The 19,666-nt window shown below is 58.3% G+C and carries 21 protein-coding genes; 8 read left to right on the forward strand and 13 right to left on the reverse strand.

Features of this window, described 5'->3' with window-relative positions:
• Positions 1–30 precede the first annotated feature (30 nt).
• From thiF to thiS, 4 genes are all read right to left on the reverse strand, one after another.
• Entirely contained in the window at positions 31–645 is a 615-nt protein-coding gene (gene thiF / locus ACUZ79_RS02740; protein WP_449250646.1) for a sulfur carrier protein ThiS adenylyltransferase ThiF, read from the reverse strand.
• A 102-nt stretch (positions 646–747) separates the two neighbouring features.
• The gene (gene thiH, locus ACUZ79_RS02745) at positions 748–1,866 is read right to left on the reverse strand and encodes a 2-iminoacetate synthase ThiH (RefSeq protein ID WP_240823478.1); all 1,119 of its coding nucleotides are present in this window, start codon (positions 1,864–1,866) and stop codon (positions 748–750) included.
• Positions 1,867–1,935: 69 nt separating this feature from the next.
• The gene (locus tag ACUZ79_RS02750) at positions 1,936–2,724 is read right to left on the reverse strand and encodes a thiazole synthase (protein WP_449250647.1); all 789 of its coding nucleotides are present in this window, start codon (positions 2,722–2,724) and stop codon (positions 1,936–1,938) included.
• Positions 2,725–2,790: 66 nt separating this feature from the next.
• Positions 2,791–2,991, reverse strand: coding sequence for a sulfur carrier protein ThiS (gene thiS, locus ACUZ79_RS02755; RefSeq protein WP_240823480.1), 201 nt, complete (start codon positions 2,989–2,991; stop codon positions 2,791–2,793).
• 302 nt (positions 2,992–3,293) lie between these two features.
• On the opposite strand from thiS, the gene ACUZ79_RS02760 reads away from it, so the two are divergent.
• Together ACUZ79_RS02760 and ACUZ79_RS02765 are read left to right on the forward strand one after the other, a co-directional pair.
• Complete coding sequence (locus ACUZ79_RS02760; RefSeq protein WP_449250648.1) at positions 3,294–3,461, forward strand: hypothetical protein; 168 nt, start codon at positions 3,294–3,296, stop codon at positions 3,459–3,461.
• Positions 3,462–3,837: 376 nt separating this feature from the next.
• Entirely contained in the window at positions 3,838–5,679 is a 1,842-nt protein-coding gene (locus ACUZ79_RS02765; RefSeq protein WP_449250649.1) for a carbon starvation CstA family protein, read from the forward strand.
• A gap of 129 nt (positions 5,680–5,808) precedes the next feature.
• On the opposite strand, the gene ACUZ79_RS02770 is transcribed toward ACUZ79_RS02765, so the two are convergent.
• From ACUZ79_RS02770 to ACUZ79_RS02795, 6 genes are all read right to left on the reverse strand, one after another.
• A complete protein-coding gene (locus ACUZ79_RS02770; RefSeq protein ID WP_449250650.1) occupies positions 5,809–6,501 on the reverse strand; it encodes a DVU0298 family protein in 693 nt (230 codons plus the stop codon).
• A gap of 1,108 nt (positions 6,502–7,609) precedes the next feature.
• Positions 7,610–8,209: a lysine exporter LysO family protein gene (locus ACUZ79_RS02775; RefSeq protein WP_449250651.1), complete on the reverse strand. Its 600-nt coding sequence runs from the start codon at positions 8,207–8,209 to the stop codon at positions 7,610–7,612.
• A complete protein-coding gene (locus ACUZ79_RS02780) occupies positions 8,199–8,531 on the reverse strand; it encodes a LysO family transporter (protein ID WP_240823486.1) in 333 nt (110 codons plus the stop codon). The genes ACUZ79_RS02775 and ACUZ79_RS02780 overlap by 11 nt, the downstream gene beginning before the upstream one ends.
• Before the next feature lie 89 nt (positions 8,532–8,620).
• A complete protein-coding gene (locus ACUZ79_RS02785) occupies positions 8,621–9,496 on the reverse strand; it encodes a hypothetical protein (protein WP_240823487.1) in 876 nt (291 codons plus the stop codon).
• A complete protein-coding gene (gene coaBC / locus ACUZ79_RS02790; RefSeq protein WP_449250652.1) occupies positions 9,478–10,731 on the reverse strand; it encodes a bifunctional phosphopantothenoylcysteine decarboxylase/phosphopantothenate--cysteine ligase CoaBC in 1,254 nt (417 codons plus the stop codon). Before coaBC ends, ACUZ79_RS02785 begins: the two co-directional genes overlap by 19 nt.
• The gene (locus tag ACUZ79_RS02795) at positions 10,728–11,348 is read right to left on the reverse strand and encodes a hypothetical protein (protein ID WP_240823489.1); all 621 of its coding nucleotides are present in this window, start codon (positions 11,346–11,348) and stop codon (positions 10,728–10,730) included. Before ACUZ79_RS02795 ends, coaBC begins: the two co-directional genes overlap by 4 nt.
• Positions 11,349–11,467: 119 nt before the next feature.
• On the opposite strand from ACUZ79_RS02795, the gene queA reads away from it, so the two are divergent.
• From queA to ACUZ79_RS02820, 5 genes are read left to right on the forward strand one after another with little or no spacing between them, the layout of a single operon-like run.
• The gene (gene queA, locus ACUZ79_RS02800; protein ID WP_449250653.1) at positions 11,468–12,565 is read left to right on the forward strand and encodes a tRNA preQ1(34) S-adenosylmethionine ribosyltransferase-isomerase QueA; all 1,098 of its coding nucleotides are present in this window, start codon (positions 11,468–11,470) and stop codon (positions 12,563–12,565) included.
• A gap of 39 nt (positions 12,566–12,604) precedes the next feature.
• On the forward strand, positions 12,605–12,829 hold the full coding sequence (locus ACUZ79_RS02805; protein ID WP_192113534.1) for an indolepyruvate ferredoxin oxidoreductase subunit alpha: 225 nt from the start codon (positions 12,605–12,607) through the stop codon (positions 12,827–12,829).
• Positions 12,826–13,932: a 3-methyl-2-oxobutanoate dehydrogenase subunit VorB gene (gene vorB, locus ACUZ79_RS02810; RefSeq protein ID WP_192113535.1), complete on the forward strand. Its 1,107-nt coding sequence runs from the start codon at positions 12,826–12,828 to the stop codon at positions 13,930–13,932. The genes ACUZ79_RS02805 and vorB overlap by 4 nt, the downstream gene beginning before the upstream one ends.
• Positions 13,933–13,934: 2 nt before the next feature.
• Entirely contained in the window at positions 13,935–14,738 is an 804-nt protein-coding gene (locus ACUZ79_RS02815) for a thiamine pyrophosphate-dependent enzyme (protein ID WP_240823492.1), read from the forward strand.
• Positions 14,731–15,276: a 2-oxoacid:acceptor oxidoreductase family protein gene (locus tag ACUZ79_RS02820; RefSeq protein WP_449250654.1), complete on the forward strand. Its 546-nt coding sequence runs from the start codon at positions 14,731–14,733 to the stop codon at positions 15,274–15,276. Before ACUZ79_RS02815 ends, ACUZ79_RS02820 begins: the two co-directional genes overlap by 8 nt.
• A gap of 94 nt (positions 15,277–15,370) precedes the next feature.
• Here the strand turns inward: ACUZ79_RS02820 and ACUZ79_RS02825 are convergent, their stop codons facing one another.
• The gene (locus tag ACUZ79_RS02825; RefSeq protein WP_449250655.1) at positions 15,371–15,859 is read right to left on the reverse strand and encodes an ImmA/IrrE family metallo-endopeptidase; all 489 of its coding nucleotides are present in this window, start codon (positions 15,857–15,859) and stop codon (positions 15,371–15,373) included.
• A gap of 75 nt (positions 15,860–15,934) precedes the next feature.
• Here ACUZ79_RS02825 and ACUZ79_RS02830 point away from each other — a divergent pair, with 75 nt between their 5' ends.
• Positions 15,935–16,846: a putative phage abortive infection protein gene (locus ACUZ79_RS02830; RefSeq protein ID WP_449250656.1), complete on the forward strand. Its 912-nt coding sequence runs from the start codon at positions 15,935–15,937 to the stop codon at positions 16,844–16,846.
• Between the two features lie 148 nt (positions 16,847–16,994).
• Here the strand turns inward: ACUZ79_RS02830 and fumC are convergent, their stop codons facing one another.
• Together fumC and gap are read right to left on the reverse strand one after the other, a co-directional pair.
• Entirely contained in the window at positions 16,995–18,455 is a 1,461-nt protein-coding gene (fumC, locus tag ACUZ79_RS02835) for a class II fumarate hydratase (RefSeq protein WP_449250657.1), read from the reverse strand.
• 93 nt (positions 18,456–18,548) lie between these two features.
• Positions 18,549–19,565, reverse strand: a complete 1,017-nt coding sequence (gene gap, locus ACUZ79_RS02840) for a type I glyceraldehyde-3-phosphate dehydrogenase (RefSeq protein WP_240823494.1) — start codon at positions 19,563–19,565, stop codon at positions 18,549–18,551.
• Positions 19,566–19,666 lie beyond the last annotated feature (101 nt).

Raw genomic sequence — 19,666 nt, forward strand, 5'->3', positions numbered from 1 at the left:
ACGGGTCTTTTTGCGGTAAAAGGTATGGTTCTAAAGCTGCTCGTTCACGCCCAGCACCATCTCAAGCACGGCGTCAGCCAGCAGGGCGGCAGCTTCTGTCACTCGGGGGGCAAGGGGCGGGGCCAGCAAGATATCCGTGCTGAAGTCGCCCACGAGCACCAGATGGCCAAGATAGCGTTTGCCCATGGCTTTGCCGCCCCAGCCGCCCATACCCGAAGCGCTGGCTATGCGGTAGCCGCCGAGCAGGGCCGTTTCCACCAGCAGGGTTTTGTCGTCTGGCCCGTCAAAGGCTTCCACCCAGATGGGGCATGCGGGCAGCACCTCAGCCATGTTGTTCTGGTCAAGGCGCATACGCCGTGCTTCCACGCCCATTTCGGGGTTCAGCTCCAGCAGCAGTTCTGCCAGGGCTTCCACCTTGGGGCGGCCCACATGGCGGGGCCAGTATTGCTGGCGGTTGAGATTGGAGGCGTCCACCACGTCATCATCCACCAGCACCAGATTTCCCACGCCGCTTCGGGCCAGCATCAGGGCTGCGTTGGAGCCAAGCCCTCCCGCCCCGGCAATGCCCACGCGGGCGGCACGCAGGGCCTCCAGTTGGTCGGGGCGGAGGTAGCGGGCAAGACCGTTGTGAAGTGCATTGTGCATGGCGTGGATCCGTAAGTTGGTTGTTGGGCGGGGAGTTGTCAGCCTGTTTCACACGGCGGCCCGGTGTGCACCAGGCCGCCGCACCATAGCTGCAAGCAGTTTTTATACGGCCACCGGATCTTCCCAGTCTTTAAGCACAGCCTGGTAGCCAATGCCTGCAAGGGAAGCCGTCATTTCTTCAAGGCTACGGCGGTCGGTGATCTCAAACTGGCCGGGATTGTGCAAATCCTCGGTTGCGCGGCCGCCCACGGCGGTGGAAACACCGGCGGAAACACGGGTCACGCCGATGGGCACCAGATGATCGCGCATAAAGGCGCTTTCGCGGCTGGAGCAAGTGATGCCCGCACGCGGCAAGAAGCAGCGCATGGCCGTAACATATTGTACTAGATGGCGGTCGTCCACACCGTGCTGCACGTCAAAATTGCCTTCATGCGGGCAGATACGCGGGATGGAAACACTTACGTCCACGCCGGGATAGCGCCTTTGCAGCCACCATGCGTGCAAGCCTGTGGCAAAGGCATCCTGCTCAAAAGATTCCAGCCCCAGCAAGGCGCCCACGCCGATGGAGCGGATGCCGCCCTCTGCCGCACGTTGCGGCGCATTGAGCCTGAAACCATAATCATGCTTGGGGCCAACGGGGTGCAGCCATGCGTAAAGTTCCGGATTATACGTCTCCTGAAACATGGTCATGCTGTCCACGCCTGCGTCCACCAGCAGCTCGTATTCTTCAGTGGTGAGGGAATAGACTTCCACACCCACTGAGGCAAAGCGGGGTTTGATGCGGCGGGCCGCATCCGCGATATATTGCGGCGAGGACAAATGACGCGCATCACCCGTCAGCAGCAAAATGTGCTGAAAGCCCTTGTCGGCGATAACGTCCGCCTCCGCAGCGGCCTCATCAATGCTCAGATGACGGCGTGGCTGCTTGTTTTTTGCATTGAATCCGCAGTAGCGGCACTGGTTGGTGCAGACATCGGAGATGTAGAGCGGCGTGAAGATGTTCACAGCCTTGCCAAAAAAACGCAGGGTCAGATCGCGCGCACGGCGGGCCATGGCCTCAAGGTGCGGAGCAGCCGCAGGAGAAAGCAGGGTAAGGAAATCGGCTGGCTGCAAGGTTTCTTTTTGCAGCACGGCCAGCACATCCGCTTCTGTGGCGCGAGCGGCTCCCTCTGCCCGGCGGGCTGAGGGCCACGCCTGCAGATATTCCTGAAAAGTTTCCATGTGTGATCCTTATAAGCGGTCGGCTGCCAGCGTTTTGGCTGGCGGTCAACATGGTGTGTATTGCAAGCGTTAGCGGAGAAATCCTGTGAGCGGTGAAGACGCTTCCGCGCCCTGACCCTGCGCCTTGACCGCGCCGGGGCCAGCCAGCCATGCATCGCGCCCGGCCTGGACTGCCGCGCCGAATGCGCGGGCCATGCTGACGGGATCGCTGGACGAGGCAATGGCCGTGTTGACCAAACAGGCCGCCGCTCCCATTTCCATGGCCTCGCAAGCTTGCGAAGGGCGGCCAATGCCCGCATCCACTACAATGGGCAGGTCGATTTCTTCAATCAGGATGCCCACCATTTCCTTTGTGCGCAGACCCCGGTTGGTGCCGATGGGCGCACCCAGCGGCATGACGGCTGCCGCGCCAGCGTTGACGCAGGCCCGCGCCACGTAAAGATCTGGATTGATGTAGGGCAGCACGGTAAAGCCTTCTTTGGCAAGTATTTCCGTGGCCTTGGCGGTTTCGTAGCCGTCGGGCAGCAGATGGCGGGTGTCGGAAATGACTTCAATTTTTATCCAGTCGCCGCATCCCGCAGCGCGGGCGAGCCGGGCCAGGCGCACGGCTTCCTCGGCGCTTCGCGCGCCCGAGGTGTTGGGCAAAAGGCGCATATTCGCGGGGATATGCCCCATGATGCCCTGGCTGGAGGCCTGATTCTCGGCCTGTTTGTCCACACGGCGCATGGCCACGGTGATGACTTGCGCGCCGCTGGCTTCGGCCACTGAAGGGATGAGGCTGTCGGCTCCGTATTTGCCGGTACCGATGAAAAGACGGCTGGTAAGGGTGACGCCGCCGATGATGAAGGGATCGTTCATTGTGCTCTCCGTCTGGAATGTGCTGGTAAAAGGATGGTGTTCTGGGCCGGGAACAGGTCTGGCCTGTTATCCGCCGCCCACAAAGTGCACGATCTCCAGACTGTCGCCCCCGCAGAGCAGGGTTTGGGCAAACCGCTCGCGGGGTAGGATTTCTCCGTTGCGTTCAACGACAACCCGTGCCGTATCATGCCCGCGTGTTGCCAGAAGTTCGGCAACGCTGCATGGTTCGGCTATGGCTTCGGTTGCCCCGTTGACTGTGACATCCATACGCGCCTCCAGAGGAAAACAGCCGCTGGGCTGCTTCCGAGGTTGAGGTTGTAATGGTTCTGCGGGACAGTTGATGCCGGATGGCATAAAACAGAAATGCCCGCAAAAACCATTACGGCTGCGGGCGAGCACAATCCTGCAAATAGATGCAGGTTGGCCAGCTTCCCTTCGTCGGCACTATCCGCGTCAGGTGCAGAACCGCGTTGTTTTGCGCGATTCTAGGGGTCAGGGCGCTATCACCCTTTCTCAGCCTTTGAGGCTCCCCCAGCCGGTTTTTTGAGTCTAGGCCCAGGCAGGGAGGAATGCAAGCAAAACGCACCCATGATAGGCAGCAACCCGGAATCAATGCACTGCAATTGCCAACTTGGGACAGGTTTGCGCTGGACAGGAAGACCGCCAACAAAGTGCTTGCATGGATTTATGAAAAGAGTGAAAATTTTCACATCGCTGTTTGGGATATTCGATTATAAGCAACCTACCTTCTGAAACAGTAGTAAAGCACTGCAAAAATGGCGCACGTATGGTGTCGGTTCCTTAAAACCATGCAGGATGTATGCTGATTTGCTTTGAACAGCGTTTGCGGTAAATGCATTGAGCGGACAATTTGTATGGACAGAAATTGGTATTGGGGGTAGGTCGAAAAGCAGGAAAGTTTATGATTAGCAATGCTGACCAGTTAACTGGGGGTTCTGGTTTGTCGCGGTTGTGATGCCCGACGCATTGGCAAGGAGAAAGCAGACTGTGCATTGTTCCGCAGGATTCAGTAGCGTTTTTTTGGGGTAGCGGCTGTGTGCTTTGGAATGATTTGCAGGCTGCGACCAGAAGAACAAAACAGGGAGAGACACGATGGAAAGCTTGGAGCACATTAATGCCATCACGCTAGTGTTTGCGGCATTGTGCATATTTGCCATTGCCTATCGGGTGTATGGCATTTTTCTGGCAAACAAGGTGCTGAAACTGGACGCGGGCCGTATTACGCCAGCGGTTCGTTTTGCTGATGGTCACGACTACGTCAAAACCAACGAATTTGTTCTCTACGGCCATCATTTTGCCGCCATCGCGGCTGCTGGCCCGCTGGTTGGCCCTGTGCTCGCCGCGCAGTTTGGCTATCTGCCCGGCGCGCTGTGGATTCTGATTGGCTGCGTGCTTGGCGGCGCGGTGCACGATATGGTGGTGCTGTTCGCCTCTGTGCGGCACAAAGGCCAGAGCCTTTCGGCCATCGCCCAGCGCGAGGTCGGCCCCGTTACGGGTACCGTGGCGGGTATCGCCGTGCTGTGTATTCTTATTCTGACCCTGGCCGGTCTTTCGCTGGCCTGCATCAGCGCCATGCACAACGCGCCCTGGTCGCTGTTTATTGTGGTTATCACCATGCCTATCGCCATGCTCATGGGCCTGATCATGCGCTTCAAGCAGAACAGCGTTCTGCTTGCCAGCCTTGTGGGTCTGGTGCTGCTGGTTGTGGGTATTCTGAGCGGTCATGACCTCATGCAGAAGGATGTTCTGGGCTGGGCCTTCGACTGGAACCGCGACACCGTGGCTCTGGCCATTGCTGGCTACGGTTTCCTGGCTTCAGTGCTGCCCGTGTGGTTCCTGCTGGTGCCGCGCGACTATCTTTCCACCTATCTCAAGATCGGCACCATTCTTATGCTGGCCGTGGGCATCATCTTTGTGCAGCCCACCCTGCTCATGCCCACCGTTACCCCCTTTATTAACGGCGGTGGCCCCGTGATCGGCGGGCCTGCATTGCCCTTTATCTTCATCACCATCGCTTGCGGCGCCATGTCCGGCTTCCACGCCATCATCGGCACAGGCACAACGCCCAAAATGATCGGCAACGAGCGCGACATCCTCTTTGTGGGTTACGGCGCCATGCTGACCGAAGGTTTTGTTGCCATCATGGCCCTGATCGCCGCCTGCACCCTGATGCCCGGCGACTATTTTGCCATCAACTCCACCCCTGACAAGTTCAGCTCGCTGATTGCCGCGCACCCCGCGTTGAATACTGTTGACCTGGGCTTCTTTGAAGAAAAGATCGGCCTGAACCTGCATGCCCGCCCCGGCGGCGCAGTTTCTCTGGCCGTGGGCATGGCCCACATTTTCCACAAGATCCCCTACATGGATCACCTGATGGCCTACTGGTACAACTTTGCCGTCATGTTTGAAGCCGTCTTCATCCTGACCGCCATTGACGCCGGTACCCGCGTGGGCCGCTTCTTCCTGCAGGAAATGCTGGGCAAGGTGTACGCGCCCTTTGGCGACAAGAACTGGATGCCCGGCGTCTACATCACCAGCTTTATCTTCACGTCCATGTGGGGCTACCTGATGTACACCGGCAACATCAGCAACATCTGGCCCCTGTTCGGTCTGAGCAACCAGCTGCTTGCTGGCTGCGCCCTGATCGTGTGCACCTCCATGCTGCTGCGCATGAACCGTGGCAAGCTCAGCCTTGTGACGGCCATCCCCGGCATCTTCCTGACCGCCGTGACCTTCTGGGCTGGCTACTTGCAGGTCACCAAGACCTACATCCCCGGCGGCAAGTATCTGCTTGCCTTCCTGGCCTGCCTGGTCATGGTGCTGATGGTCTTTGTGCTTGTGGGCACCATTCGCCGCTGGATCGCGCTCATGAACACCACTGGCACGGTTAACGACGCTTACGGCGAACCCGTGCGCGCCCTGGCCGAAGAGTAACCGAAGAATAACTGAAAGCCGCCGCTGGCGGCTGGCATAACAAAGCTCCCCCGGAATCTCGCGGTTCCGGGGGAGCTTTGTATTTATCAAGTGCAAGCTATGGCTTGCAGGCCGCGCGTAAGAAGAACGTTACTTCAGCTTGCCCTCAAGGGCCTCGGCAGCAATCTGGCTGGCGGTTTTTTCGTAAACATCTTCGCCGTCAAAAAGTTCGCAGGGGGCTGTGTTGCCCGCTTCAGCCAGGCGGCGCAGGGCCGGGGCGTCCATGAGGTCGGGCGGCAGCTGGCTGAGCGCCCATGCGGCCATGCCCTGGCATACCGTGTCAACGTCTTCCAACCCTTTCAGCAGCCAGGGGCGGGCGGTCAGGCACAATTGCGGGCGTGCCTGGGCTAGACGGCCGATGGCCCAGTAGCAGGAGCGGCGCAGGGTGTCGTTGTCGCAATAATTGTCGTCGCGGCCAAGATCAATGATGTAGCTGATAAGAATGCGGTGAAAATCCTTGGCCAGGGATTCGCTGGCAACGAGGATTTCTGCAAAGGCCTCGGGGATGCCCCAGCCGATGTTGCCGGATTCTTCGTTGAGGTGCCACATGAGACGGCGGATGATATTCTTGGCCGATTCCGGCTGTTCCTGCATCAGGCGCGTCGTTACCTGCCCCAGCGCCACTGCGGCGCGGTGCATGGTCTGGGGGCCGAGCAGAAGAAAGGAAAAGAGCGGCCCTACGTTTTCGAGGCCGCCTTGGGCGATTTCGTCCAGGTGTTCGCGCCACTGCGGGCTGACGAGGCATTCTTTGAGCTTTTGTTTTGTAGATCGCATGCGGGCCATGAGCAGTTCCTCCACGGTCTGTTTTCAGGCTTGCGTTTATACTGAGCGCTTTTGAGCGATCTGGCAAGGCAGGAATCTGGTAAGTTGTTTCGCCTTGCGGCGGGATTGTTGCCCTTCGGGCACGGGAGTTTCGCCACCAGGCGAAGTTTGGGACGCCTGCCCGGCGTGGGGGGGGCAATTGCCGTTGGCTTGCGAGGGGCCGCTTCAATCTGCGACCATAGATTGCCGTTGTTTTAGGTGACTTCTATTTACTTCGAAGTCGGGGCAAGTGAGGGGATTTAGCTGGATAGAGCGTATTTTTTGCCCTTTGGGCGCGGAAGTTTCGCCACCAGGCGAAGTTTGGGACGCCTGCCCGGCGCGGGGCAAAGGGGACCGGTTATGGGGCTGCGCCCCGCCATTCTGATGCCAAACCCCGCTCTGCGGTTTTTGGGCCGCTTTCGGCGGCGTTGCCGCCGAGCGGTAAGGCACGGCTATCAGTCGCTGACGGCGCGGCAAAGCCGCGACCTGCTCCTGATTTCCGGTCGTATTGGCCAAGCCAATACTCCGTATGGGGCTGCGCCCCCCTCTGCACTCCCCCCGGAGCACCCCCCTTGGGGTTTCAATTACCGTGGGATTGCGAGGGCACGCGTCTGGTGCTGCGGGAGCTTCCTTCTCTCGCTGCGTTCGCTCAGGTGATCTCCCTCTGCGACGCGTAAATGCCAGCGCCCGTTTTCGCTTTGGATGAGATTCCGCTTCAGCCAACAAGCACTGTCCGCATTACTTATTAAAAATTTTTGCGTCACGCTAGCCTTATCCACTACCAACCCCTCCTCTGCTTTCCTGTCTCTTTTGCCTTTAATTGCCTTTTCCCATTGCCCGTGATCAGAAGCAGGTCGTGGCGTCGCCTTCCTTATACTCGCCGGAGCGGAGCAGAGGCGATGGTTGGTGTTGGGCGAATTTGCAAAATACGCTTTTTGCGGGCTGAAAAGAAAGCGCCGGGATTTTGAGCGCAGCGTACTCATGTACGTGAGCATCAAAATCCCGGCGCTGAGATATTCAGAGCGTAAAAGTCGGGTTTGCGTAAATCAGCCTGACAGGCTCAATGCCCTCCCGCATTGGGATGACTATTCTAAAGGGTACAAAAGAAAATCACCCAGAACGGCACGCTGAAGTCAAGTATCATGGCATGCACGATGGAAACAAAAATCCAGTCCTTGCCGCAATACCGTGTAATAACAGGCAGCGTCGTATCCATGGTAGACGCCCCGCCGCAACTGATGGGCATGAGTGGACCAAAATACTTCGCCAGCAAGGGCGTGAGCAGCAACGTGATGAGTTCACGGGCAATATTGCTGATAAGCGCAATGGTGCCCAGCTCCGGCCCTTTGTATTGCGAAATGAAGATGGACGAGAGCGAATAATAGGCAAAGCCTGCGCCCACAGCCATGCATTCGCTCACGCTGTAGGCCAGAAACAGGCTCATGAGGGCCGTGCCAGCAAAAGTTCCCACAGTGGTTGCCAGCGGCAGCAGCAAGACGCGCGGGCGCAGGGTGCGCAAAATTTCGCCCAGCCTGCGATCAGAACCGATGGAAATGCCCACCAGCAGCATGAGCAGCCACAGGGCATAGACTGTGAAGTCGTGCTCCACCAGATAGGCGGGTATCAGCCCCACGCGGGCCAGCAACACTCCGGAACAAAAGAAAAAAAGGATGATAAGGCTACCCTTCATGGTTGGGTGCCTCGGCATCGGACGTTTTTTGTTGGGGAGAAATCCCTGTGGGAGTGGGCGTTTTGGTGAAAAATCGGCGGATCAGCGTCACGCAGGCAAAGGAACCCAAAATGCCCGCAACCGTGAGGGCCAGGGCAGCGCCGCCAAGCCGGGGCAGGGACTGCATGAGCAATTCGTTGCTGCCCACGGATATGCCCAGAGCAAAAAGCAGCAACATGATGGCAGGTGTGACGCAGCGTGTCAGCGAGGTAATCCAGGGCTGGCCGCGCAGCAGAAAACCAAGGGCCATGCCAAGAAAGGTGAGTCCAAGCGCGATAAACATGGAAAGAAAATCTCCTCTCGGTCGCCCATGAGCGACAATGAAGGGCAGGCCGTTGCGCGGGGCGCACCCACGCAGCCTGTTTGCGGGTTTTACCGCAAAATGTGGCGCAGGGCTTCGCGCAGCAGGGCCAGCATGGATGCGTAACGTTGGTCAAACTGGAGCAGGTTGTCCACGTCCCAGAGAACCCATACCAGCTTGCCTCTGTGGCGTATCTGCTGCGGGGGCCGTAGCCCGCCGGGGAGCGCTACGGCATTGGCAGCCGCCGAACCCATGACCACCACGCCTCTGGCGCGGAGTTGGGCAGCACCAGACCAGAACACGTCCGCATTGGCCGCAAATCCATTGTCCGACATGGGCGGCACGGCTGGCGGCAATGCCGCAGGATCAGGCGGCAGGCACGAGGGCCAGAAGGTATGCGTACCAGCGGGATGCCCCAGATCTTTCAGCAGGCGCTGTAAAAACTGGCGGCGTTCCAGACGCCCCGGAGTCTGCGGGTCGCAGAGGTCGGGGCCAAGATTCCAGTATGTCCACAATATGGGGCCGGGGCGGGTCTGTTCCAGTCGGGCCTGCCATGGGGCGGGCCACACGTGGGGAGGCAAGGGCAGCCACGCGGCGGCCTTGCCCTGCTCTGCGGAAGGAGCGGCTTCGGCTTGGGGGGCTGTTCTGTTGGCAGCCTGGGCAGTATCCTGTCCTTGAGGCATGCGGGACCGCCGTTGGGCTTGCGCTTCACGATTTGGCGCGGGGCTTGGCGGTCGCGGACTTTGCTGCTGACCACTTTGTTGCCATGACTGGCGTTCCCGTGCGGGCTGGCCCGCGTGCGTCTGGACGTGGGCGTTGACGGATGCTGCGCGAGACGCCTCCTGTTGTGGGGCGGCGAAGGCATCGTAGCCTTCGGGCATGAGCAGAGTGGTAAGCCCCCGGCGCTGCCAGAGCGCGCTGACGGGGTTTACGAGCGCAAAAGCCATGAACACAGTTCCCAGGCCACATCAGCCTTGCTTTGGTTGGGCCAGATTTCTTCGTGTCCGGCAGCGTCCACAACCACCATGGAATTGGTGGCGGTGCCAAAGCCGCTGTCTGTGGCGTTGACGCGGTTGGCGGCCAGCACATCGGCCTTTTTGCCTCGCAGCTTGGTATGGGCCAGAGGCAGCAGGGCCTGCATGTCTGCGGCGGTTTCTGCGGCAAAGCCCAGCACCTTCTGGCCGGGCTTGCGGCCCTCGGAAAGGGTGCGCAGAATATCGGGGTTGGGCGTAAAGGCCACGGTGAGGCCGTCCGGAGCGTCCGCCTTTTTGAATTTGCGGGAACCAAAGGGTTGGGGCGAAAAATCCGCCACAGCCGCAGTGAACATGCCCATGTCCATGCCGGGCCAGACATCGGCGGCGGCCTGAAACATGTCGCGTGCGCTCACAACATCGTGCCGGACGATTTCACGCGGCAAACGCACGCGTACGCCGGGGCCGCAGACGGCAGTAACCTCTGCGCCGCGCAGCCATGCGGCTACTGCCAGCGCCGCGCCCATGAGGCCGCTGGAAGGATTTGACCAGAAGCGTACGCCGTCCCATGCCTCGCGGGTGGGGCCAAGCGTGACCATAACGCGCTTGCCCGCCATGTCTTGCGGTGAAAGTGCGCGCAGGGCAGCCAGAAAAATATCGTGCAGAGGGGCAAGACGGCCTTCGCCCAGTTCGCCGCAGGCCGTGCCGCCGCATGCAGGGAGTACAATGTGCGCCCCGCGTTGCCGCAAGATGTCAATGTTGGCCTGCGTGGCAGGGTTGGCCCACATGCGCGGGTTCATGGCCGGGGCGATCACCATTGGCCCGTCAAAGGCCAGTGCCTGCGCGGCAAGCATGTCGCCCGCCGCGCCGTGCGCCAGACGGAACAGTGCATCGGCCGATGCCGGAGCCACCACCAGCGCCTGCGCGTGTTGCCCCGGTTCAAGATGAGAAAAAACATCCTGACCCGGCGAAAACATGTCTTCGTACACTGGGGCAGCGCCCAGCGATTCAAAGAGCAGGGGAGCCACAAAGCGGCGCGCGCCCGGAGTGAGCGTGGCGGAAACATGCATGCCCATACCTGTCCATGCGCGCAGCAGATCAGCGGCCTTGTAGCAGGCCACAGAACCGCACACGCCAAGGTGCAGACGTTTGCGTTCGTATCGGGTGCTCTGGTCAAAGGGAGTTTTCAGGCCACTTTTGCTTTCGCTCATAGGTTTCGCTCCTGGAGGCCGCCCTTGTTGCCGCCCCAGCTTTCAGTAAAGCCAGGCTTGGGAGAGGAGTTCATTCCGCCGCCACCGCCAGAGCTTTCGCTGTAACCAGACGAGGAGCCGCTGCCACTGTTGCCCCCGCCGTAGCCGCTGGTGCCTGTATTTTCCTGCATGGGCAGGGTTGCGCCATCGGGCATGCGGTCGGCAACCCAGATGGCAAGCACTGTGCCCATGGTTTCCCGTTCAATTGTCAGCGTAGCCACGGTTGAGCCTCGTTCGTACACGTATACGCTACGTATGCCCTTGCGTTGGGCCATGCGCAAATGCCAGCCCTGACCCTGCAAGCCGGTGAACATGATCTGGGCTACAAAGCCCATGTCGGCATCACCGCGAAATATTTCAAGCCCTTGCGCGCCTCCGGCCCCGGCGGTCTGGTAGCCATGGGTGGGAAAACGCTGCATTCCGGCAGGAGTGGGAACCCCCAAAAGTTGGCTTGTGCCAGTATCAACGCCGCCCGTAAGGGGGTCATTGCTAAAGGGATTGTTGATTTCCATTGTCGAGCAGCCCGCCATCAGAGCGGCAAGCAGGGTGACTGCAAGGATGACAAGCGGGCGTCGCATGGCTATAATCTCCTCCTTCCGGCGTGAAATGCTCCGGGAGCAACCCAAGTACACTAGCCCCTCAGCCGCATGCTGACAAGCCCACGGCGCGAGAGGTTCATTAACGAGGCCCACGTATCATGCCCACTGAGGAAGCGGATTTTTTTCTCGAAAGTTATAATTTTGCATTGCCTGAAGCGCAGATAGCCCAGTTCCCGCCCGAAGAGCGCGGGAACTCGCGTCTGCTGGTCATGCCGCGCCAGGGCGCGCTTGAGCTTGAGCACCACCAGTTCAGCGATCTGCCGGACTGCCTGCCCGAGGGGGCGTTGCTGGTCGCCAACAATTCCCGCGTACTGCAGGCGCGCCTGCTGGGAACACGCTCCACCGGCGGCAAGGTGGAGTTTCTGCTGCTCACGCCCCTGCCGCTGGTGCTTGAAAGGGCGCGGCCCGACAAGCTTGGCGGCACAAACGCCGAGGTTGAGGGGCTCATACGCTCCGGCGGCAGTATTCGTGACGGTGAAAAACTTGAATTTGGCGCGGGCATCAGCGTGACCGTGCTGGAATCCGGCGAATTCGGGCATCGGCGTGTGCGCCTGGCCTGGGACGGCGACCTCTCCAAGGCCTTTGCCGCCACCGGGCACATTCCCCTGCCGCCCTACATCAAGCGGACAGATGCGGAAGAAGATCTGAGCCGCTACCAGACCATCTATTCCCGCGAGGATAAGACGGGTTCTGTGGCTGCGCCCACGGCGGGGCTGCATTTTACCCCCGAGATGCGAGAAACCCTGAAGGCCCGTGGCTTTCAGTGGGCGGACGTAACCCTGTATGTGGGTTACGGCACCTTCAGCCCTGTGCGCAGCGCCGACATTCGCGGCCACCGCATGCACAGGGAATATGTGGAAATGCCCGAGGCAACGGCGCTTGCCATTGCCGAGGCCAAGCGTGAAGGGCGGCCTGTGATTGCCGTTGGCACCACCAGCCTGCGCTCCATGGAGGGCGTGGCCGAATTGTGCGGCAGGGTGCAGCCCTTTACCGGTTGGACGGACATCTTTTTGTACCCCGGCAGGCCCTTTCGTGTGGTTGACGGCCTGCTGACAAACTTTCATCTGCCTGAGTCCTCCCTGATCATGCTGGTTTCTGCCCTGGCTGGGCGCGAGCGCGTGCTTGCCGCTTATGCCGAGGCTGTGAGCAGGGGGTATCGGTTCTTCTCATATGGCGATGCCATGCTTATTCGCTGATTGTTTCAAGAAGCGGGTGTGGAATCCCAAGGAGCTGAAATGTCAAGAGTTGTATTCATGGAAGAGCGCTGCAAGGGCTGCCGCCTGTGTGTGGAAGTCTGCCCGGTGCACATCCTCAGGCCTTCGGGCCGTTTTAACCGCCACGGTTACGAAGTGATGGAAATGGAAGGCCAATGCACGGGCTGTGCCTCGTGCGCGGTCATGTGTCCCGATGTGGCCATACGCGTGTTCAAAAGCGCGAAAACCAAGGGGGGCAAGGCATGAGCGCTGCAACCGAACGTGTGCTCATCAAGGGCAACGAGGCCGTGGCCTTTGGCGCTATAGATGCGGGCTGCCGCTGCTATTTCGGCTACCCCATCACCCCGCAGAATGAAGTGCCGGAATCCCTCTCCAGCCTTTTGCCCGAAGTCGGCGGCCAGTTTGTGCAGGCCGAAAGTGAAGTCGGCGCCATCAACATGGTGCTGGGTGCGGCTGCCAGCGGTATTCCTGCGCTGACGTCATCCTCCAGCTGCGGTATTTCGCTCATGCAGGAAGGTATTTCCTACATGGCGGGCAGCCAGATCCCCGGCGTGATCGTCAACATGCAGCGCGGCGGCCCCGGCCTTGGCGATATCGGCCCCTCGCAGGGCGATTATTTTCAGGCCGTCAAGGGCGGCGGGCATGGCGATCACCGTAATCTGGTGCTGGCCCCCTCCACCGCTCAGGAATGCTATGACTTCATGTTCAGGGCCTTTGCCCTGGCATTCAAATACGCCAACCCGGTCATGGTGCTGGGCGACGCCATCGTGGGCCAGATCAAGGAACCCGTGCGCCGTGTGCCGCCCAAGGACGCCGTGCCCGCCGAGGAGCTTGCCGCCCTTGCAGCGCCCTGGCGCATGGAGGGTTATGGTCGCCGTGGCCCCGGCGCGCAGCCGCGCCTGCTCAAGTCGGTCTATCTGGCCGAAGGGGCGCTGGCCGAGCGCAACCGTATGCTCATGCGCAAATACGAATCCATGAAGGCCGACTGCGCCTTTGAATGCGTTGATACTGACGATGCGGAACTGATCGTGGTGGCCTTTGGCTCCATTGCCCGCATTGCCCGCAGCGCCATCCGTCAGTTGCGCGCTCAGGGGCATAAAATCGGCCTGTTCCGGCCCATTACCCTGTTCCCCTTCCCGGATGAAGCCCTGCGCGCTCTTGCGCCCGGTCGGCGTTTTCTGGTTATGGAGCAGAATACGGGGCAGATGGTGGAAGATGTCCGCCTGGCCCTCTTTGGCCAGCCGGGTGTTGCGCCCGCATCCGTACTGTGGCACGGCGTCATGCCGGGGCTGTTCATCGGCGCCGATGCCCTGCGCGAACCCATGCTTCAGGCCCTCAAGGAGAACTAATCATGCAAGCTCAGGAACTGGACGCATTGCGTCCCGCCGAGGGCGAAAGCCTGGTTTTTGATACCAATCCCGTGCTCAACGAGCGCCCCACCCACTATTGCCCCGGCTGCCACCACGGCATTGCCCACAGGCTGGTGAGCGAGGTGCTGCACGAACTGGGCGTGGCCGAACGCACCATTCTGGTGGCTTCGGTGGGCTGCGCCACCTTTACCTACGATTACTTTAACGTGGACGGCCTCGAGGCCCCGCATGGCCGCGCCTGCGCCGTGGCCACCGGCGTGCGCCGCGCCCGCCCGGATTCCGTGGTCTTCACCTATCAGGGCGATGGCGACATGGCCGCCATCGGCATGGCCGAATCCATGCACGCCGCCAACCGTGGCGAAAAGATCACCGGCATCTTCATCAACAATACGGTGTACGGCATGACCGGCGGGCAGATGGCCCCCACCACCCTGGTGGGACAAAAGACCACCACATCGCGGCAGGGACGCTCCATCAGCAACGAGGGCGGCCCCATCCGTATGGCCGAAATCATGGCCCAGCTGGACGGCGTGGCCTATTCCGCCCGCTGCTCGCTGGATTCGGTCAAAAATGTACGCGCCTCCAAAAAGGCCATGCGCAAAGCCTTTGAAGTGCAGTTGCAGGGCCTTGGCTTTGGCTTCATCGAACTGCTTTCCGGCTGCCCCACCAACTGGCATCTGGATCCCATTGCCGCCAACAAGCGGATTGCCGAGGCCATGATGCCCGTATTCCCCCTTGGGGTATACAAGGACGTGACGGCCAGCGTGGAGGCGGATCATGCCTAATGCATATCAGGATGTGATTATTGCCGGTTTTGGCGGTCAGGGCGTCATGCTCATTGGCAACCTGCTGGCGCAGGCCGGCATGGAGCACGGGCTTGAAGTGAGCTTTATCCCCGTTTACGGGGCTGAAATGCGCGGCGGCACGGCCAACTGTACGGTGGTGCTTGACGAGCATCCCATCGGTTCGCCCCTGGTGCGCGAGCCCATGTCCACCATCATTCTCAACGAGCCTTCGCTTTCCAAGTTCCAGCCCCGGCTGAGCGCGGACGGCGTGCAGATCGTCAATGCCTCGCTGGTGGCGGAGAATCTGCTCGATACAGCGAAGCGCACGGTCTATATTCCCGTGAACGACATGGCCCACGAACTGGGCAATGTAAAGATGGCCAACATGGTGGCTTTGGGCGCATGGCTCAAGGCTACAGGCGCGCTGCCCCTCAATGTGGTGCAGGAAGCGTTGAACCGCGTGGTCAGCGCGCACTATGCCAAACTGATCTCCGCCAACGCCAAGGCGCTGGAGCAGGGTTACAACTTCATAGGGTGAGAGACGAAAAAGTCCTTTAACAGTATATAAACTAAAAAACTCTGTCTCCAACTTTGAATTGGAGGCAGAGTTTTTTAGTTTATATACTGTATTTCTAGACTAGCCCAAGAACAGTCATTCGGACTCGAGCAGCTGCGCCCGATACTCCAAACCTTGCTGCGACTCTCTGGGGATCATATTGCAGTTCTTCAGAAGCTTTTCTGAAAAGATGTGCTGGCATCAGTAGTTCGGCTGCAAACCAATTCGCTTCCGTTTCTTTTTGGTTTGTTCCGCTACGATTGAAAGAAGCTGGAGAAATTCGGTCTGAGTGCAAAAAATAGTGTCCGAGTTCATGTGCAACAGTAAACACATCCCTAAGTGGAGATGTGTTTGCAGGAATCGTGATAACGAAACTTCCATCTTCCCTAATTTTTAAGGTCTCTTCAGGAACCCCAAAAGATACTTCTAACGTTCCGTGATTTTTGCCAATGATATTTAGGAGACCATCCATAGGATTTTCAGAAGAAAAATATTTTTCTCTTATTTGGCTAGCCATAGCAGCAATTTCTTGCTTTGAGTATTGCCTGTTATTTGAGGTCGGCATAATCTTCCCTCCGACGTTTGTTTAAACATATAATTCTGAAGAGGCAAATGCGCAAGCAGTTCCAGAGGGGGGAATGTGAGTCGGTCAGGTCTAAATAGTACTTCCCAGATGACAAGACTTCCATTTGTGCTGTTAATTGTTGTTATTGTCTTGTGGTGTGTAGGAGGATTGGCTTTTCAATTTTCGTTGTGGCCTTTTGCCGGTATGTTTGGGCCAACAGCTGATTTGCAAAATGTATTTTCGCCTGTGGGAGCGCTATTTTCAGGTGTCGCAGTGTGGGGTGCGATATACACAATATATATTCAAACTGTAATGACGAATAGGCAGCAGTTTGAAAGTGTTTTCTTTAATTTACTTAATATCCATAATGAAAATAAGCGCAATTTAAGATTTCCATTACCTTTGGAGGGGATCGACTCTGAAAAAAATATAATTGGAGATGAAGCATTTTTAAGATATTATAGATTGTTAAAAAATATATATAGCTATGTGTTTAGGGCATCAGTGAATAATGATGTGCAGTGCTCAGGGATAGGGCAAGAGGTGTTAGAAGAAGTAAATGATAACTTAGATCATAGCAGAGATGAAAATATGGTTGTAAAATTAAATGATAAAGATCTATTTAGGTTAACATATGATATATACACACAGTATACTGATCCATATTATTCAAACTATGCAAGGCACATATATCATACCTTAAAGTATGTGTGTGATAATGCGAGTGCAGTTAAAGATAAGCGCATATATATACGAATGTTGAGGGCACAACTTTCTATACATGAAGCTGCACTTCTTTACTATCGGGCGATAACATCTGAAGATAAACGTAACGGTGCAAATAAATCTAAGTATCAAGAACTGATTGAAAAAACAAGTTTTTTACACTTACTATGCGATGATATGAGCATGTTGTTTGATAATTACAAAGCTGGTCAGATGGACGATTCTGCTTTTGACTGTAATCATGTAGGCCCAGAAGCTTGATTTGTTTTCTTATATTTTTTTGTTGAAGTTATTCCGTAACCATTTTTTGAGGGGGATTTGCCGCAGGCCCGGCGGGGACAGTACACCCCCCAATCATCTCTATGCGGGGAGCTATTCGCAGAAATTTTGAAACAGGCTAACTAAGCTCTTACGCGCCCGCCAGGCCGTTGCCGATCATGGTTTCGGGCCGCACGATGCTGTCAAACTGTTCCTCCGTTACGCTTCCCAGCGCCAGCGCGGCCTGCCGGAGCGTGAGCCCTTCCGCCGAGGCCTTTTCCGCAATTTTTGCCGCCTGCTGGTAGCCGATGACGGGTGAAAGTGCCGTGACCAGCATCAGGGAATTATTGACGAACGAATCTATTTTTGCCCTGTTGAGGGTGGTGCCTTCAACGGAATGCTCCCGGAACTTGCGGCAACCATCGCCCAGAATATTTATGGATTGCAGCACGTTTTTGATGGCTACAGGGCGCATGACATTGAGTTCAAAATTGCCTTGGCTGCCCGCTAGGGCCACGGCGCTGTCGTTGCCCATGACCTGGATGGCGATCATGATCAGGGATTCACACTGGGTGGGGTTGATCTTGCCGGGCATGATGGACGAGCCGGGTTCGTTTTCCGGCAGTTGCAGCTCGCCCAGGCCGCAGCGGGGGCCAGCCGCCAGCCAGCGCATGTCGTTGGCTATTTTGACAAGGGCCACGGCGAGGCCGCGCAGGGCGGCACTGAAGCGCACTATGGCATCCTGCGAGGCAAGAGCCATGAACTTGTTGGGCGCGGTGACAAAGGGCTTACCCGTGATGCTCGCCAGTTCTTCTGCCACAGCCATGCTGAAGCCCTTTGGCGCGTTCAGCCCGGTGCCCACGGCGGTGCCGCCCAGAGCCAGTGGGTAGAGGCCCACGCGGGCGGTCTGGATGTCCCCAATACAGGCCCGCAGCTGGGCGGCATAGCCAGACCATTCCTGCCCCACGCTGAGGGGCACGGCATCCTGCAAGTGGGTGCGGCCAATCTTGACCACATCCATCCACTGCACTGCCTTGCGTTCCACGGCTTCGGCCAGGGCTTCCACCTCCGGCAGCAGGCGCGCATCGCAGCTCTGCACAGCGGCCAGATGCATGGCTGTAGGAAAGGCATCATTGGACGACTGGCTCATGTTCACGTCATCATTGGGGCCAACGGGTTTCTGACTTCCCATGACGCCGCCAAGCAACTGGATGGCGCGGTTGGACAGCACCTCGTTCACATTCATGTTGGTCTGGGTGCCAGAGCCAGTCTGCCACACATAGAGCGGAAAATGTTCGTCCAGCAGTCCGTCCATGCCTTCCTGCGCGGCGCGGTCAATGGCCTGCGCCTTCCAGCCGGGCAGCCGTCCCATGCGGGCGTTGACCTGTGCGCTGGCTTTTTTGATGAGGCAGAGGGCGCGGCAGATTTCCAGCGGCATTTTGTCGTCGCCAATGGAAAAATGTTCGAGCGAGCGCTGCGTCTGCGCCCCCCAGTAGCGGTTGGCAGGCACCATGACCTGCCCCATGCTGTCAAACTCTTCGCGTTCTCCAGCGGCATCTATGCCCACAGGAAGATCAAGAACAGACGGTTCATTTTGTGCTGTACTGTCCACGGGGCGCTCCTCCCTGCACGAAAAACGGCCCCCGGCCCACTCCTTGCGGAGCGGCTGACCGGGGGCCGTTCTGTGCCGTTATACGGTGCTGTGCTAGAAGCCCTTGGCCCCCATGAGGCAGGCGAGGTCGCACACGCGGTTGGAATAGCCCCATTCGTTGTCGTACCAGGCCACAATCTTGACCAGGCGGCCTTCCTGCACGGTGGTGTAGGGGGCTTCAAGAATGGAAGAATGCGGGTCGCCCTTGAAGTCCATGGAAACCAGGGGCTTTTCGTTGTAAGCCAGAATGCCCTTGAGGTAGGTTTCCGATGCTTCCTTGAGTTCGCCGAGCAGGCTTTCGGTATCCGTGGATTTTTCCAGAATGCCCGAAAAGTCCACAACGGAAACCGTGGGCGTGGGAACACGTAGCGAATAGCCCGTGAACTTGCCCTTGAGTTCGGGAATGACCTTGGCCACGGCCTGAGCCGCGCCGGTGGAGGTGGGGATGATGTTGCAGGCGGCAGCGCGGGCGCGACGCGGGTCCTTGTGGGCCATGTCGAGAATGCGCTGGTCGTTGGTGTAGGCATGGATGGTGGTCATATTGCCCATCTGGATGCCGAATTTGCGTTGCAACACAAGAGCCACCGGAGCGAGGCAGTTGGTGGTGCACGAGGCATTGGACACAACGTGGTGCTTGGCGGGGTCGTACTGCTCGTGGTTCACGCCCATGACGATGGTGATGTCTTCGTCCTTGGCCGGGGCGGTGATGATAACCTTTTTGGCGCCGTTTTCAATGTGCACGGCCGCCTGTGTGGCAGAGCGGAAAATGCCTGTGCTTTCCACTACGATGTCAACATCATGCGCGCCCCAGGTCAGCTGCTTGGGATCGCGTTCTGCAAAGCAGTGGATGTTCCAGTCGCCTACTGTGGCGTCCTGCCCGTTGACCTTGGCGTCAAGGTTGGCGCGGCCATAGACGGAATCGTATTCCAGCAGATGGAAATTGGATTCCGCGTCAAACAGGTCGTTGATGGCAACTACTTCCACTTGGTCGCGGTAGCTTTGGTGCAGGGCGCGGAAAACCTGCCGCCCAATACGACCAAAGCCGTTGATGCCTACTTTGATTCTGCTCATATGCAAGTTCCTCATAGCGTTGAGGGAAAATCGTTATCGTGCGCTGCCGCCGGAATGCAACGGCTCAAATTTGCAAAAGTGCATGCACTGCGTCCGGTTGT

Source organism: Desulfovibrio faecalis (assembly GCF_053570625.1).

What these genes read in the sequence shown, in the direction of transcription:
- ACUZ79_RS02805 (WP_192113534.1), top strand. Translation starts at nt 12,605, where the DNA reads ATGTCAAGAGTTGTATTCATGGAAGAGCGCTGCAAGGGCTGCCGCCTG.
- thiS (WP_240823480.1), bottom strand. Translation starts at nt 2,991, where the DNA reads ATGGATGTCACAGTCAACGGGGCAACCGAAGCCATAGCCGAACCATGC.
- thiH (WP_240823478.1), bottom strand. Translation starts at nt 1,866, where the DNA reads ATGGAAACTTTTCAGGAATATCTGCAGGCGTGGCCCTCAGCCCGCCGG.
- ACUZ79_RS02815 (WP_240823492.1), top strand. Translation starts at nt 13,935, where the DNA reads ATGCAAGCTCAGGAACTGGACGCATTGCGTCCCGCCGAGGGCGAAAGC.
- ACUZ79_RS02785 (WP_240823487.1), bottom strand. Translation starts at nt 9,496, where the DNA reads ATGGCTTTTGCGCTCGTAAACCCCGTCAGCGCGCTCTGGCAGCGCCGG.
- thiF (WP_449250646.1), bottom strand. Translation starts at nt 645, where the DNA reads ATGCACAATGCACTTCACAACGGTCTTGCCCGCTACCTCCGCCCCGAC.
- ACUZ79_RS02825 (WP_449250655.1), bottom strand. Translation starts at nt 15,859, where the DNA reads ATGCCGACCTCAAATAACAGGCAATACTCAAAGCAAGAAATTGCTGCT.
- coaBC (WP_449250652.1), bottom strand. Translation starts at nt 10,731, where the DNA reads ATGAGCGAAAGCAAAAGTGGCCTGAAAACTCCCTTTGACCAGAGCACC.
- ACUZ79_RS02750 (WP_449250647.1), bottom strand. Translation starts at nt 2,724, where the DNA reads ATGAACGATCCCTTCATCATCGGCGGCGTCACCCTTACCAGCCGTCTT.
- ACUZ79_RS02780 (WP_240823486.1), bottom strand. Translation starts at nt 8,531, where the DNA reads ATGTTTATCGCGCTTGGACTCACCTTTCTTGGCATGGCCCTTGGTTTT.
- ACUZ79_RS02820 (WP_449250654.1), top strand. Translation starts at nt 14,731, where the DNA reads ATGCCTAATGCATATCAGGATGTGATTATTGCCGGTTTTGGCGGTCAG.
- vorB (WP_192113535.1), top strand. Translation starts at nt 12,826, where the DNA reads ATGAGCGCTGCAACCGAACGTGTGCTCATCAAGGGCAACGAGGCCGTG.
- ACUZ79_RS02760 (WP_449250648.1), top strand. Translation starts at nt 3,294, where the DNA reads ATGCAAGCAAAACGCACCCATGATAGGCAGCAACCCGGAATCAATGCA.
- ACUZ79_RS02775 (WP_449250651.1), bottom strand. Translation starts at nt 8,209, where the DNA reads ATGAAGGGTAGCCTTATCATCCTTTTTTTCTTTTGTTCCGGAGTGTTG.
- queA (WP_449250653.1), top strand. Translation starts at nt 11,468, where the DNA reads ATGCCCACTGAGGAAGCGGATTTTTTTCTCGAAAGTTATAATTTTGCA.
- gap (WP_240823494.1), bottom strand. Translation starts at nt 19,565, where the DNA reads ATGAGCAGAATCAAAGTAGGCATCAACGGCTTTGGTCGTATTGGGCGG.
- ACUZ79_RS02765 (WP_449250649.1), top strand. Translation starts at nt 3,838, where the DNA reads ATGGAAAGCTTGGAGCACATTAATGCCATCACGCTAGTGTTTGCGGCA.
- ACUZ79_RS02770 (WP_449250650.1), bottom strand. Translation starts at nt 6,501, where the DNA reads ATGGCCCGCATGCGATCTACAAAACAAAAGCTCAAAGAATGCCTCGTC.
- ACUZ79_RS02795 (WP_240823489.1), bottom strand. Translation starts at nt 11,348, where the DNA reads ATGCGACGCCCGCTTGTCATCCTTGCAGTCACCCTGCTTGCCGCTCTG.